General features: G+C 71.5%; 12 protein-coding genes and 1 pseudogene. 5 read left to right on the forward strand and 8 right to left on the reverse strand.

Translation table 11 applies throughout. The features are described from left to right. Window positions 1–159: 159 nt before the first annotated feature. Window positions 160–813, reverse strand: coding sequence for a cysteine hydrolase (locus ACOJUF_RS02940; RefSeq protein WP_420120372.1), 654 nt, complete (start codon window positions 811–813; stop codon window positions 160–162). Between the two features lie 70 nt (window positions 814–883). Next, complete coding sequence (locus ACOJUF_RS02945) at window positions 884–1,984, reverse strand: LacI family DNA-binding transcriptional regulator (protein WP_420120373.1); 1,101 nt, start codon at window positions 1,982–1,984, stop codon at window positions 884–886. A 121-nt stretch (window positions 1,985–2,105) separates the two neighbouring features. On the opposite strand from ACOJUF_RS02945, the gene ACOJUF_RS02950 reads away from it, so the two are divergent. The 4 genes from ACOJUF_RS02950 (at window position 2,106) to ACOJUF_RS02965 (ending at window position 6,639) form a co-directional block, all read left to right on the forward strand. After that, the gene (locus ACOJUF_RS02950; protein ID WP_420120374.1) at window positions 2,106–3,104 is read left to right on the forward strand and encodes an alpha/beta hydrolase; all 999 of its coding nucleotides are present in this window, start codon (window positions 2,106–2,108) and stop codon (window positions 3,102–3,104) included. Between the two features lie 182 nt (window positions 3,105–3,286). Further along, window positions 3,287–4,591 carry an MFS transporter gene (locus ACOJUF_RS02955; protein WP_420120375.1) on the forward strand — a complete coding sequence of 435 codons (1,305 nt, stop codon included), beginning with the start codon at window positions 3,287–3,289 and terminating at the stop codon, window positions 4,589–4,591. 36 nt (window positions 4,592–4,627) lie between these two features. Further along, a complete protein-coding gene (locus ACOJUF_RS02960) occupies window positions 4,628–5,434 on the forward strand; it encodes an alpha/beta hydrolase (protein ID WP_420120376.1) in 807 nt (268 codons plus the stop codon). Beyond that, window positions 5,431–6,639: an SGNH/GDSL hydrolase family protein gene (locus tag ACOJUF_RS02965; protein ID WP_420120377.1), complete on the forward strand. Its 1,209-nt coding sequence runs from the start codon at window positions 5,431–5,433 to the stop codon at window positions 6,637–6,639. The genes ACOJUF_RS02960 and ACOJUF_RS02965 overlap by 4 nt, the downstream gene beginning before the upstream one ends. A gap of 4 nt (window positions 6,640–6,643) precedes the next feature. Here ACOJUF_RS02965 and ACOJUF_RS02970 read toward each other — a convergent pair whose 3' ends face one another. The 6 genes from ACOJUF_RS02970 to ACOJUF_RS02995 form a co-directional block, all read right to left on the reverse strand. Beyond that, window positions 6,644–7,477, reverse strand: coding sequence for an IclR family transcriptional regulator (locus ACOJUF_RS02970; RefSeq protein WP_420120378.1), 834 nt, complete (start codon window positions 7,475–7,477; stop codon window positions 6,644–6,646). Between the two features lie 108 nt (window positions 7,478–7,585). After that, window positions 7,586–8,692, reverse strand: coding sequence for an ABC transporter ATP-binding protein (locus ACOJUF_RS02975; protein ID WP_420120383.1), 1,107 nt, complete (start codon window positions 8,690–8,692; stop codon window positions 7,586–7,588). 86 nt (window positions 8,693–8,778) lie between these two features. After that, window positions 8,779–9,858: an ABC transporter ATP-binding protein gene (locus ACOJUF_RS02980; protein ID WP_420120379.1), complete on the reverse strand. Its 1,080-nt coding sequence runs from the start codon at window positions 9,856–9,858 to the stop codon at window positions 8,779–8,781. A 4-nt stretch (window positions 9,859–9,862) separates the two neighbouring features. Further along, window positions 9,863–10,798: an ABC transporter permease gene (locus ACOJUF_RS02985; protein ID WP_420120380.1), complete on the reverse strand. Its 936-nt coding sequence runs from the start codon at window positions 10,796–10,798 to the stop codon at window positions 9,863–9,865. Next, a complete protein-coding gene (locus ACOJUF_RS02990; protein ID WP_420120381.1) occupies window positions 10,798–11,808 on the reverse strand; it encodes an ABC transporter permease in 1,011 nt (336 codons plus the stop codon). Before ACOJUF_RS02990 ends, ACOJUF_RS02985 begins: the two co-directional genes overlap by 1 nt. Before the next feature lie 118 nt (window positions 11,809–11,926). Next, entirely contained in the window at window positions 11,927–13,660 is a 1,734-nt protein-coding gene (locus ACOJUF_RS02995; RefSeq protein ID WP_420120382.1) for an ABC transporter substrate-binding protein, read from the reverse strand. A 369-nt stretch (window positions 13,661–14,029) separates the two neighbouring features. Here ACOJUF_RS02995 and ACOJUF_RS03000 point away from each other — a divergent pair. Then, window positions 14,030–14,599, forward strand: a pseudogene (locus ACOJUF_RS03000) (serine hydroxymethyltransferase); the annotation flags it as partial.

The following is a 14,599-nucleotide window of genomic DNA, read 5'->3' on the forward strand; positions in this document are numbered from 1 at the left end:
CCCCGCGCGGATCAACCACGCGGGCTCGTATTAAGTGGTCGAATCCCTACCCACCCGTAAAATTCGGCGTATTTTGATCCGCGCGGGTAGGCGGGTCCGCGCGGGTCGGCGGGTCCGCGCGGGTCCGGGTCCGCGCGGGTCCGGCGAATCCGGACCTCGTCAGTACCCGCGGCTCGCGTCGGCCGGGCCGTCACCGCCGGCCAATGCCTCGGCGAACTCGGCGCCCCGGACCGGGCGGGAGAACATCGGGTAGTCCTTGGCGATCGCGTTGTCGTGCTCGTCCTGCGAGGTGGCCGCGACACAGTCGGTGAGCGTGTACACCTGATACCCGCGCTCGTAGCCGGACCGCATGGTCGACTCGACGCAGCAGTTGGTCAGGAAGCCGGCCAGCGCGATGGTGTCGATGCCCTTGGACCGCAGGATGAAGTCCAGGTTCGTCGAGGCGAACGCGTCCAGGCCGCGCTTGCCCTCGATCACGATATCGCCGTCCGCCGGGCTCATCTCGTCCACGATCGCGGCACCCCAGGTGTCCTTGACGAACGAGTTGGACTCGACCACCCCGGCCAGGATGCCGTACGGGGTCGACGAGATCTCCGCGTAGCCGGCGGCGAAGCTGATCGGCGAGTGGATCACGGTGGCACCGGCGGCCCGGGCGGCGTCGACGACGTCGGCGGTGTTCTTCATCATCCCGGTCGACTCCATGACGTCCTTGACGGCGCCGTGCAGCGTGCCGCCCTCGGTGGTGAAGTCGTTCTGGTACTCGATGAGCACCACCGCGGTGCGCTTTGGGTCGATGGCGGGGGCGTCGGACATCGTTGTCTCCGTTCCTCGGGGCGGATCGGCCGGCGGACGGGGTCGCCGCGCCGGACCGGCGGACAGGGTTTCAGGACTCCGACGGTAGTCCGCCCGGGCGCGGCGGTCCGATGGACGCCCGCCGGTGCAGCGGCATCGGGATCCGACGGGTCTGCCGCGTGCCGGCGGCGAGCATCCGGGCGGCCTCGCGACCGAGTTCTTCGTGCGGCAGGGCGACCGACGACAGCCCCGGCCGGAGCCAGCGGGCCAGGTCGCTGTCGTCGAAGGCGACGACCGAGACGTCCTCGGGAATCCGAAGTCCGGCGTCGGCCAGGGCCTGGTAGGCGCCGAACGCCGCTGCGTCGTTGATGCAGACCAGGGCCCGCGGCCGGACTCGGTTCGCCAGAAGTCCGTGCACCGCGTCGTAGGCGTGGGACGGCTCCCAATCGGTGTCGATGGGGACGGTGCCGGCCAGCTCCACCGACGCCCGGGCCAGCTCGCCACGGAGGCCGGCGAGCCGCTCCGGCAGGGCCAACGGCGCCCAGCTGTGCCACTGGGCGCCGCCCGTCATCCCGGGGGGCAGGTCGCCGACGAAATAGATGCCGTCCCGGTGGCCGGCCTCGAGCAGTGCGGCCGCCGCGGCTGCGCCCGCACCCCGCTCGTCGGGCAGGACGGTCGGGGCGGCGAAGTCGTCCCCGCTCCGACAGTTGAGCAGCGCCACCGGCGCCCCGCGCAACGCGTCCGGGACCGTGACGACCCGGGTGAACATGGCGGCGTAGAGGACCCCGTCCACCTGCCGGTCGAGCAGGTTGTGCACCAACCGCTCCTCGATGTCGGGCTCGCCCAGAGTGTCCACCGTGAACAGGGTGCGGCCCTGCCCGCGCAGTTCCTGCAGCGCGCCCCGGATCATCGCGTTGGCCGTCGAGGTGCTGGAGATGAAGTCGGAGATCAGGGCCACCGTGCCGGAGGTGCCCGTGCGCAGCACCCGCGCCGTCAGGTTCGGCCGGTACCCCAGCTCCCGTGCGGCGGCGAGCACGCGTTCGCTGGTCGCCGCCGAGATGCGCTGGTCGGTGCGCCCATTGAGCACGAAGGAGACCGCGCCGCGGGAGACGCCGGCGCGCGCCGCCACGTCGGCCAGGGTCACCCGGCCGGGCGGGCGCATGCCGTTGTCGACCACATCCGCTCCTCCCACGCCGGCTCGCGACCTTACCTCCGCTATTTCCTTATAGCAACCCCTTGACAACCGCCCAGGGCGCGGTGTTCAGTGCCTATACCGTTATAGCTGCCGCCGAGCGCCGCCGACAGGAGTCCCCATGACCGTCCCGAGCCTTCCGGCGCCGTCGCCGTCCACGGGCGGGTATCCCCATCTGGACCCGTTCTTTCGCGCCCGGCTGGCCGAGTTCGACGGGGCCGGCAGCCCGACCGGGACGGTGCCGGCCGCCTTCCTCTCCCCCGCCGGACCGTGGCAGCCACCGGCCGCGGTCCGCATCCGCGACCTGACGGCCGCCGGACCGCAGGGCGAGGTACCGCTGCGCACCTACTCGGTGCCGGGTCCCACCGGCGGGGATCGCCCGGCGCTGGTCTGGATGCACGGCGGCGGATTCGTCAGCGGCTCCCTGAACTGGGGCGAGGCCCACGGGGTGTGCGCCGAACTGGCCGCCCGCACCGGGGCCCTGGTGGTCTCGGTCGACTACCGCCTGGTCACCGACCAGGTGCGGTACCCCCTCCCGCTCGATGACGTCGACACCGCCTGGCGCTGGCTGCTGGACCGCACCGGGCGAGCCGGCCGCCCGACCCGGGTGCTGCTCGGCGGGGCCAGCGCGGGCGCCAACCTGGCCATCGCGACGGCCCTGCGCCTGCGGGACCGGGGCGACCGGATGCCGGACGGGCTGCTGTTGGCCTATGGCGCCTTCCACCACCCGTCGCCGGCTCCGGACCCGGACCTGGCCGGCGCGCTGGCCGGCCTCCCGGCCGTCCTGCTCAACCGGGAGTCGTTCGACGGCGGCGACTTCCTCCGCTACACGGGCCCGGCCCCGGCCCCGATCTACGCCCGGCCCGGGCATGCGGACCTGACCGGGTTACCGCCCACTGCGGTGATCAGCGCCGAGATCGACGACCTGCGGCCCTCCTCCGACCTGCTGGCCCGCCAGCTCGCGGACGCCGGCGTGCCGGTCACCCGGTACCTGGCCCGGGGCATGCTGCACGGCCACCTCAACTGGTTCCCCGGCGCCGACCTGCCCGAGGTCGACCGCACGATCGACGTTCTCGCCCAGGCCCTGGCCGGGGCCCCCCGGGCTCGCATCCCGGCCTGACCGGGACGACCCGCCCACCACGCATCACCGAGCCCGCACCAGCACCCCGCACGACCGCCTTCCGCTCCACGGCCGACCCGGTCGGCCGCTCAGGGCCGGTCGTGTCGCCCGGCCGCCCCGGCGGCCATCCGCCCAGCATGTCGCCCGGAGACACCCGTCTCCCGTACAAAGGAGTCACGCGCATGACGAACAGCCTCAGCACGCCGGTGAGCCGCTCCGGTCCCAACCCCTGGTGGGTCGGGACCGTCTGTGGCATGGCCACCTTCGTGGACGGGGCGGCGCTCACCGGCGTCACCATCGCCCTGGTGCTCTACCAGATGTCGATCGGCCTGACGCCCGACCAGGTGGGCGTGCTGACCGCCGCGCTGACCCTGGGGGTGGCCGTCGGCTCGCTGCTCGGCGGGCGGCTGGGCGATCGGCTCGGCCGGCGCAAGGTCTTCCTGGGCACCATGGTGCTGATCGTGCTCGGGGCCGGCCTGCCCGTGCTGAGCACGGGCTTCCCGCTGCTGCTGGCCGGTATCGGCATGCTCGGCCTGGGCGTCGGGGCCGATCTGCCGGTGGCCCTGGCGACGATCTCGGAGTCCGCGAACGACACCAACCGAGGCAAGATCATCGTCTTCTCCAACATCCTCGGCGGCTGCGGCATCGCCGCCGCCGTCCTGGTCGGCATCTTCTTCGGCGGCTCGGGCCTGCTCGGCGGCCAGATCATGTTCGCGATGTTCGCGGTCGTCGCGCTGGTCACCCTGGTGCTGCGGCTGTCCATCCCCGAGTCGGCGTCCTGGTTGCAGGCCCGGGCGGAGCGCCGGCAGGGCATCACGACGATCCGGGCCGACAAGGTCGACATCCGCGACCTGTGGCACCCGCCGTACCGTCGCCCGTTCGTCACGCTGGTGCTGTTCTACTCCCTCACCACCGTCGCGGTCAGCGTCGCGGGCACCTTCGGCACCTATGTCGCGGTCAACGTCGCCCACCTGGACATCCAGCAGTTCTCCACCGTCTCGCTGGTCGCGCTGCCGCTGAGCATCCTCGCCAGCCTGTGGTTCATGCGGGTGGCCGACACCGCCCTGCGCATGCCCTACTTCGTCGTCGGTGCGGTGACGGTGGTCGTGGCCAACCTGATCCCGGTGGCCTTCGGCTTCACGTTCCTCACGCTCATCGGGTCGACCCTGCTGAGCGTCGTGGGCGGCGCGTTCTGCTTCGAGACGATCATGAAGGTGTGGACCCAGGAGTCGTTCCCGGTCATGCTGCGGGCCACCGCCCAGGGCACCGTCTACGCGATCGCCCGGTTCTGCGCGGCCGGTCTGGCCGTCGTCACCCCGGCCCTGCTGCTGTGGAACCCCAGCGGGCTGTACCTGGCCGTCGCCGTGGTCGCGGCGATCGGCCTGACCATCGGCTGGCTGGGCTTCCGCCGCAACGCCCGCAACGAGTTCGACCACGAGCAGGAGTTGGACCCGGCGGCCGTCGCCGTGGCCGGCACCACCGTCTGACCCGCCCGCCCCTCTCGGAACCGACTTGGACACCTCATGACCACCACGATCCCGACCATCACCCAGGTGCCGTTCGACTGCGTCGTCGACGGGCTCACCCTGCGCGGCACCACCTACCTGCCGGCCGGCACCGGCGGACCCTTCCCCACCGCCCTGCTGCTGCACGGCTTCGGCGGCAACCGGGTCGAGGTGTCCGGCGCCTTCGTCCGGCTGGCCCGGGAGCTGGCCGGGCGGGGCATCGCCACCGTGGCCTACGACCGGGCCGGGCACGGCGAGAGCGACGGGGAGTTCTTCGACACCACCGCCACCGGTGACGTTCGGCAGGCGGTCGCGGTGGTGCGGCGGCTGGCCGACGTCGCCGAACTCGACTCCGCCAACCTGCACCTGGTCGGGATGAGCCTGGGCGCCGTCATCGCCAGCGGGCTCGCCCCGATCAGCCCGCTGCCCGTCCGGTCGCTGACCCTCTGGTCGGCCGCGGCCTCGTTCGCCGACGAGATCGGGGGCGGGCAGCTGCAGGGCAGGCCGGTCGACGGGATCGAGCGGGACGGCTACTTCGACTTCTACGGCATGCGGTTGGGCCCGGCGATGATCGCCGACGCATGCGGGTACGACGTCTACGGCCGCGCCGCCGCCTATCCCGGGCCGGTCCGGATCCTGCACGGCACGGCCGATTTCATCCCGGTGAGCTACGCCCAGCGGTTCGTCGAGGTGTACGGCGAGCAGGCCGAGCTCACCGTGGTCGATGGGGCGGACCACGGCTGGGCCCAGGTGCCGCACCGGGACCTGGTGATCGGGCAGACCGTGGACTTCGTCGTCCGGCAGGCCACCGGCGGCCACCGGTGACCGTTCCCGCGTCGCCGATCGGCCAGGTCGTCCCGCTCGCCGACGGGACCCGGGTCCGGATCGCCGGTCAGCTGGAGCTTCTCGACGTCGACGGGGCCTGGCGGCCGGTCCGGCTGCCGTCCCGCCGGTGGACCCACTTCCCGCCCGCGGCGGAGTTCCTGCGCGCGGTGGTCGAGCAGCCCGCCGGGGTGCGGCTGCTCGTCCGCACCGCGGCCACCCGGCTGGCCCTGCGGGTGCGCTGCACGCAGTTCCGGCTGGCCGACCAACCGCTGCCGGCCAACTGCTTCGTCGCCTGCGTCGACGGCACGCCCGTGGCCACCGCCCCGACGCCGCTGGACGGGGTCCGCACCATCGGCCTGGACTCGGAATCGGCCACCACCGAACGGGTTCGGCCCGATTCGGTGGTCGACCTCGGCCCGCTCCCGCCGGGCGATAAGACGGTGCAGATCTGGCTGCCGCAGTCGGTGACGGTGGACCTGCTGGGCCTGTCCGGCGACGCCCCCGTCGACGCCGCCCCGACCGACCGGCCCGTCTGGTTGCACCACGGCAGTTCGATCAGCCACTGCGTCGAGGCCGGCGAGCCGACCTCGGCGTGGCCGGTGGTCGCGGCCCGGGAGGCGAACCTGGAGGTGATCAACCTCGGTTTCGCCGGCCAGTGCATGCTCGACCCGTTCGTCGCCGACGCGATCGCCGCCACCCCGGCGGACGTGATCTCGCTCAAGGTCGGCATCAACCTGGTCGGGGCGCGCGCCATGGATCGACGGACCTTCGTGCCTGCCCTGCACGGGTTCCTCGACCGCATCCGGGCGGGGCACCCCCGTACCCCGCTGGTGCTGGCCTCGGCCATCCTGTGGCCGGGCAGCGAGGACGTGCCCGGACCGGGGACCCCGGACATCGCCGCGGACGGGTCGTTCACCTACCGCGCCGCCGGGGATCCGGCCGATGTCGCGCTGGGCGCGTTGACCCTGGCCACCTCCCGGGAGCACGTGCGGCACGTGGCGCAGGTCCGGGCCGCGGCCGGGGAGCCGATCCACTACCTGGACGGCCGGGAGCTGTACGGGGCGGCGGACGCCGAACGGTCACCGCTGCCCGACGGGCTGCATCCGGACGGCGCGATCTATCGCGAGATGGGCGCGCGATTCGCCCGCCTGGTCTTCGGGCCGGACGGCCTGCTGCCTCGCGATCGGATGGACCGGGCGGGTTGACCGCTCAGGTGCGCGGCTGCGAGTAGGCGCGCAGGCACCGGCTGACCCGTGCGGCACTGCGCCGGACGGCTTCCTCGCAGGCCGGTGCGCTACGGCGCATCCGAGCGGCCGACCCGGAGAGGGCGACCGACCCGACGATCATGCCATTGCCGCCGCGGACGCCCGCGGCCACACAGATGAGGTCGGGGAGGAATTCCTCGTACTCCCAGGCCACCCCGGTGCGGTTGACCGTGGCCAGGTCGTTCTCCAGGTCGGCCCGCCGGGTCATCGTGGCCGGGGTGAGCGAGCGCATCGGGTGTTCGTTGAGGTACTGGTCCCGCTGCTCGGGCAGCATGCCGGCCAGCAGCACCTTGCCGAAGGCGGTGGCGTGCGTCGCCTCGTGCAGGCCGACGTCCAGCGGGACCACCCGGGGACACTCCGGCGAGTCCTCGACGTGCGCGACGACGACCTCGCTGCCCCGGTACTGGGCGAAGTAGGCGGCCGCACCGACCTGCCGGTGCAGCATTCCCACCTCGGTCCGGACCTCCGGGCTGAGCCCGAACTGCCGATCCACCGACTGGCTCAGGATCCGCAGCTTGATGCCGAGGGCGAACCGCCGCTCGTCCTTGAGGTGGACCAGGTAGCCGGCGCCGACGAGGATGTGGGCCAGCCGGTACGCGGTGGACAGCGGGATGCCGACCCCGACGGCGATCTCCCGGGCCGAGGCGCCCTCCCGTTCGGCGACGAATTCGACGATGGTCAGCGCCTTGGTCAGCGTCACCGCGCCGTTGCCCAGGTCGGCCACCGGCGACCGGCGGGGGCGGGCGGGAGCAGCGGCATCGGCGTCGGCGGCGACCATGGCGCCCATGGTGCCTGCGACCCGGGGCGACCGCCAACCCGGGTCGCGGCGACCGGGCCGACGGGCCCGCACCGCGCCGGCGGTTCATGCCGTCCGCGCCCGAACCGGTCAGATGACCGTTTCCGAGACCCGGTGGGGAGCGAGCTCACCCGCGGCGATCTGGGCCGCGTAGTGACAGGCCACCCGGTGTCCGGGCGAGAACTCGGTCAGCACCGGGCGCTCCGTGTCGCACCGGGTCGGCTGCCGCCAGGGGCAGCGGGTGTGGAAGCGGCAGCCGGCCGGCGGATTGGCCGGCGAGGGCAGGTCGCCGGTGAGCAGGATCCGTTCGCGGCTGTCCTCGACCACGGGGTCCGGCACCGGCACCGCGGACAGCAACGCCCGGCTGTACGGGTGCAGCGGGTTCGCGTACAGGTCGGTCGACGTGGCCTCCTCGACCAGGGCGCCCAGGTACATGACGCCGACCCGGTCGGAGATGTGCCGGACGACGGCCAGGTCGTGCGCGATCACCACGTAGGTCAGGCCCAGGTCCGCCTGCAGGTCCTCCAGCACGTTGATCACCTGGGCCTGCACCGAGACGTCCAGCGCGGAGACCGGTTCATCGGCGACGATCAGGTCCGGATCGACGGCCAGCGCCCGGGCGATGCCGATGCGCTGCCGCTGGCCACCGGAGAACTCGTGCGGGAACTTGCGCAGCGCCGAGGTCGGCAGGCCGACCGCGGAGAGCAGGTCGCGCAGCCGCTTGGACCCGGCCCCGTCACCGGTCTGAAGGCCGTGCGCGCGCATGCCCTCCTCCAGGATCGACTGGACGGACTGGCGCGGGTCCAGCGAGGACAGCGGGTCCTGGAACACCATCTGCATCCGCCGCCGGATCTGGCGCAGCGGTTCGGGCTTGAGGTCGGCGACGTTCACCCCGTCGAAGAGCACGGACCCGCCGGTCGGCTCGGTCAGCCGCAGGATGGCCCGGCCCAGGGTGGTCTTGCCGCAGCCCGATTCGCCGACCAGCCCGTAGGTCTCACCGCGCTTGACGGCCAGCGAGACGCCGTCGACGGCGTAGACGTGGCCGACCACCTTGTCGATCAGCACCCCCTTCCGGATCGGGAAGTGCACCTTGATGTCGTTGACCTCCAGCAGGATCTCGGCGTCTTTGGTGGCCGCCGACAATTCCGCGGCGGGGCGGTCGGGCAGCGGCTCGGACTCGTGCGCGCCGTGTTCCATCCGGTCGGTCGCGACCTCGGCGGCCGCGTGCGCGGTCGCCTCGTCCGGGTTGACCACGATGGGGTCCTCCCACGCCGGCCCGGTCGTCATGACGCCCCCTTGGTCAGGTCGAGCCCGTCGGCGGTCCCGCCGGCACCACCGACAGCACCCCGTGCCTCATCGGCAGCCCCGCCGACCGGGGCCGGCAGCACCGGGTGGTGGCACCGCTGCAGGTGATCGGGGGCCGCCTGCGGGGCGGGCTCGAGCTCCGGGGTGACCTGCCGGCACGGATCGATCTCCCGCGAGCACCGCGGGGCGAACGCGCAGCCGCCGACCCAGGGGATGTTGTCGGCGACCGACCCGACGATCGGCGTCAGCCGCTCCCCCGGACCGGCGTCCAGCCGCGGGATCGACTCCAGCAGGCCGTGCGTGTAGGGATGCCGCGGCGCAGCGAACAGCTCGTGCCGGTCGGCCCGTTCGACCACCCGGCCCGCGTACAGCACGTTCACCTCGTCGCACAGACCCGCGACGACGCCCAGATCGTGGGTGATCATGATCAGCGCGGTGCCGTGCTCGACCACCAGCGTCTTGAGCAGGGACAGGATCTGGGCCTGGATCGTCACGTCCAGGGCCGTCGTCGGCTCGTCGGCGATCAGCAGCCGCGGCCGGCAGGCCAGCGCCATCGCGATCAGCGCGCGCTGCCGCATCCCGCCGGAGAGCTGGTGCGGGTACTCCTTGAGTCGCCGCCCCGGGTCCGGGATGCCCACCGAGTCGAGCAGGTCCCGGGCCTCGCCCATGGCCGCGGAGCGTTTCATGCCACGGTGCCGCTCCAGCACCTCGGACACCTGGATCCCGATGGGCACGACCGGGTTCAGCGAGGACAGCGGGTCCTGGAAGATCATCGCCAGGTCACGGCCGCGCCGGTCCCGCATGGCGTTCAGGGACAGGCCCAACAGGTCGGTGCCCTCGAACTCCACCCGGCCGGTGACGGTATTCCCACGCCGCGGCAGCAACCGCATGATCGCCAGCGAGGTCACCGACTTGCCGCAGCCGGACTCACCGACCAATCCGACGGTCTGCCCGGGCGCGACCGAGAAGCTGACCCCGTCCACCGCCTTCATTGGGGCCACGCCCCGCCGGTTGAAGGTGACGGCCAGATCGGTGACCGTCAGCAATGCCTCGCTCATCCGGTCACCGCCGGCTCTTGGGATCAATCGCCTCGCGCAGGGATTCGCCCAGCAGGGTGAAGCCCAGGCAGACCACGATGATGGCGATGGCCGGCCAGAAGGCCAGCCCGGGATGGGAATCGATGACGTTCTGCGCCTCGCCCAGCATCTGTCCCCATTCGGATTCGGACACGTCCTGCGACCCCAGGCCCAGGAACGACAACGCAGCGGCGTCGATGATCGAGGTGGCGATCACCAGGGTGGCCTGCACGATCACCGGGGACAGCGAGTTGGGCACCATGTGCCGGAAGACGATGACCCCCCGGCGGACCCCGAGCGCCCGGGCGGCCAGCACGTGGTCGGACTCGCGCTGGGCCAGCATCTGCCCGCGCAGCAGCCGGGCGAACACCGGGATCTGCACGATCGCCACCGCGATGATCACGCTGGTCAGGCTGGGGTTGGCGAACAGCACGGCGATCGAGATGGCCAGCAGCAGGCTGGGAATCGAGAGCATGACGTCGACGATGCGCATGATGACGGTGTCCACCCAGCCACCGAACGCACCGGCGGTGATGCCCAGGATCAACCCGCCGATCAGACCGATCGTGGTGGCCAACACCCCGACCAGCAGGGTTTGCCGGCTGCCGACCAGCATGCGGGAGAACAGGTCCCGGCCCAGGGTGTCCCCGCCGAGCGGGAAACCCGACTGCGGCGGGGCGATCTGGTTGCGGGCCCGCGAGGTCTGGCCGATCAGCACCTGGGCGCCCGGGTCGTGCGGGGCGAACAGCGGGCCGAAGATCGCCAGCAGCAGGAACAGCCCGACGATCACGGCGCCGACCCAGAACAGCGGCGAGACGCGCAGCCGCTGCCAGGCCGACCCCCACAGGGACAGGCCCTTGTCGTCGCCGGTGACCAGCGAGTCGATGCGCTGCTCGCGCGCCCGGCGGTAGGTGGTGACCATCAGCGCGTCCGGATTCTCGGGTCGACCAGCGCGTAGGCCAGGTCGACGAGGGTGTTGATGATGACGAACACCGCGGCCGCGGCGATGATGACGACCTGCATCACCGGGTAGTCCTTCTTGGTGAAGCCGATGGCCAGCGCCTCGCCCAGACCCGGGTAGGCGAAGACCTTCTCGGTGAGCACGGCGCCGACCAGCAGCGCCCCGGTCTGCAACCCGGTCACCGTGATGACCGGGAGCATCGCGTTGCGCAGCACGTGCCGGCTGCGGATGGTGCCGTTGGTCAGCCCCTTGGCCTCGGCGGTGCGGACGAAGTCCTCGCCCTGCACCTCCAGCACCGAGGCCCGGGTGATCCGGAAGATGACCGCGAACGGGATGGTGGCCAGCGCGATCCACGGCAGGATCAGGTGTCTCGTCGCGTCCCAGGACGCGTCCCACTCCCGGGTCAGCACCCCGTCCAGGATGAACAGGCCGGTGACCCGGGTGGCGCCGATGCCGGCCGTCTGCCGGCCCGAGGGCGGCAGCACGCCGAGTTTCACCGCGAACACGAACTTGAGCAGGAAGGCGAGGAAGAACACCGGGACGGCGATGCCGATCAGCGAGGTGATGATCAGCCCGGTGTCCAGGAACCCGCCCTTGCGCCGGGCCGCGAAGTAGCCCAACGGGATGCCGAACAGCAGGGCCAGCACGATGGCGCCGACGGCCAGCTCGATGGTGGCGCCGAATCGGGTGAAGAAGACGTCCATGACGTCGGTCCCGGGCGAGACTCCGGTGGACTGGCCGAAATCGCCGGTCAGCACCCGGCCCAGATACTTGAAGTACTGCACGATGACCGGCTGGTCCAGGCCCAGGACCTTCTCCAGTTCGGCCCGCTTCTCCGGGGTGGCCCGATCGCCCAGCAGTGCGGAGACCGGGCCGCCGGGCAGGCTGCGCAGCCAGAAGAACAGCAGGATGGACAGCACGAACAACACCAGCACCAGCTGCAGCAGCCGGCGAACCGTGTACCTGAGCATCGGCCCCTCCGGTGCGGCGAGCGGGCGGGGGACGCGCGATCGCCGATGGCGTCAAGAATGGCGCGACCCGCGGGATCCGGCATCTTTGCCGGATCCCGCGGGCCGCGGAACCTCCGGGTCAGCTGGTCTTGTAGACCGTGCTGAACCGCTCGTCGGTCAGCGGGCTGGCCACCAGACCTTCGACGTTGCCGGCGACCACGATGGCCGGGGGCGAGTGCGAGATCGGCACGGCCGGCAGGTAGGTGCCCATCAGATCCTGATTGATCTTGACGTACGCCGCGTTGCGCTGGTCCGGATCCGGGATCGCGTCGGCCTGCTTGAGCGCCTCCGACAGGGTGGCGCCCCAGGGCTGGGTGCCGGTGTTGAACCGGTTGTCGGTCCGGGTGAAGAACGTGCCGATGAAGTTGTCCGGCGTGTTGTAGTCACCGGTCCAGCCGAGCAGGAACAGGTCGGCGTCATGCGCCTCGACACCGTCGAGATACCCGCCGTTCCACGGCTTGGAGATCTCGTTGACGGTGATGCCGACCGCCTCCAGATCCGCCTTGAACGCGGTGAACACGCTCTTGGGGTCGGGCATGTAGGGCCGGCTGACCTCGGTCGGCCACCAGAAGTTGACCGTCAGGTTCGACTGGCCGGCCTCGGCCAGCAGCTGCTTGGCCTTGTCCGGGTCGTACGGGTACTTCGTCACGTCGTCGGTCCAGCCGTCGACCGTGTCCGGGTAGAAGATGTCCGCGACCTTGGCGCCGTCGGGCAGCTGGGACTGGACGAACTGCTCGCGGTTGAGCGCGTAGGCGATGGCCTGCCGCACCTTCAGGTCGGCCAGGGCGGGGTTGGTGCCCTGGGTCATGCCGAGGTACATCACATTGAACGCGGGCCGGACCTCGACGTTGAAGCCGGCGCTGGTGAGCCCGTCCCAGTCCGCCGGGCTCGGGAAGTCGTACCCGTCGATGGTGCCGGCCTGCAGCTCCTGCTTGCGGGCGGTCTCGTCCGGGATGATCTTGAAGATCAGGGTCTTGGTCTTGGCCTTCTCGCCGTAGTAGTCGTCGTTGCGGACGAGGGTCACGGTGTTGTTGGCCTTGTCGTAGGCCTGGAACTTGTACGGGCCGGCGCCGGTCGGATGCTCCGTGGCGTAGGCCGGGTAGACGAACGAGTCGCCCTGGGCCACCACGTTGTCCGCGTCGTACTGCTTGAGCGCGGTCGGCGACTGGATCGAGTAGGACGGCAGACCCATGACGCCGGGGAACTTCGAGGTCGAGGTGGTCAGCGCGATGACCGCCTTGTTGCCCTCGGCGGTGCAGCTGGAGTAGACGGACGGAACGGGCTGCCCGTCGTCGCCGACCTGGCCCTTGAACCCGCCCATCACGTCCGACCAGTACTGGGCCTGGGTGGCGCCGGCACCGGTCTGGTTGTACATCCGGTCGAGGTTGAAACACACGGCGGCGGCGTCCACGGGGGTGCCGTCGTGGAACGTCACGCCGTCCCGGATCGTGAACGTCCAGGTCTTGCCGTCGGTGCTCTGCTCCCAATCGGTCGCCAGGGCCGGTTCCGGGTCGGCGGTGCCCGGCTTGAACCGGATCAGGCCCTCGTTGATCTGGCGGGCCACCCGGAAGGTCTCGCCGTCGGTCGCGTACAGCGGGTCGAACATGCTCGGGGCGCCGGCCGCGCCGAAGACGAGCTGCCCGTCGGGATCGGCCGGTTGCCCGCCCGAGCCTTCGCCGGCCGACCCGGAAGACTGGGTACTCGTTCCGGCCGCAGCCGTGGTGCCGGCGTCCCGGCTCGAGCTGGCGCAGGCCGTCAGCCCGAGCACCAGGACGCCGGCCAGGCCGGCTCCGACCCACAGATGACGTTTCACGCTGGCGTTCCTCCAGTTGTGCTCGGCAACACGGCGAGGTCGCGGCGATGCGGCGGGTGGGACGCACCGGCGCCCGGCTCCGTGACACCGCTGCCCACCGCGACGTGCGGAACCGTAAACCCCAGTTCACTCACCGCACCAGTACGTCATCGCATCGTTACCCAATAACCGCGGTCGAAACACGACGATCTTGCGGCGCCGGGGGCATTTCACCGGAGGCTTTCCGTCGTCCGGCGCCCATGGCCGACCCCGTCATTACCGATTCTTGGGACAAGCGCCCCAGCCGATACGGTGGAGGGGCGGCAACGGCGGGCTCGCCCGCCCGGACAGCGCCCACCCCCCGGGCGCGACTGGTAGGGAGACATGAGCATGACGACGACCGATCTGGGACCGACCGCGACCGCGTCGGTCAGCCCCACCGAGGGCAACCCCCATCCCTGGCCGGGCCTGAACGCCCCGCTGGAGATCGCCGACCCCGAGGTCGCCGAGTACGTGGCCAAGGAGGTGCAGCGCCAGCAGCAGACGCTGGAGATGATCGCCTCGGAGAACTTCGCCCCGATCGCGTCCATGCAGGCCCAGGGCAGCGTGCTGACCAACAAGTACGCCGAGGGCTACCCCGGACGGCGGTACTACGGCGGCTGCGAGAACGTCGACGTCATCGAGAAGCTGGCCATCGAACGGGTCAAGGCCCTGTTCGGGGCGGGTTTTGCCAACGTCCAGCCGCACTCCGGCGCCAGCGCGAACGCCGCCGCGATGCAGGCGCTGATCAAGCCGGGCGACACGATCCTGGGCCTGTCCCTGGCCCACGGCGGGCACCTGACCCACGGCATGCGGATCAACTTCTCCGGCCTGCTCTACAACGTCGCCGCGTACGAGGTGTCCAAGGAGGACTACCGCATCGACATGGACGAGGTCGGCAAGCTGGCCCGGCAGCACCGG

The sequence above is a fragment of the Nakamurella sp. genome (assembly GCF_048594475.1).
In the GTDB taxonomy this organism is placed as follows: Bacteria; Actinomycetota; Actinomycetes; order Mycobacteriales; family Nakamurellaceae; genus Nakamurella.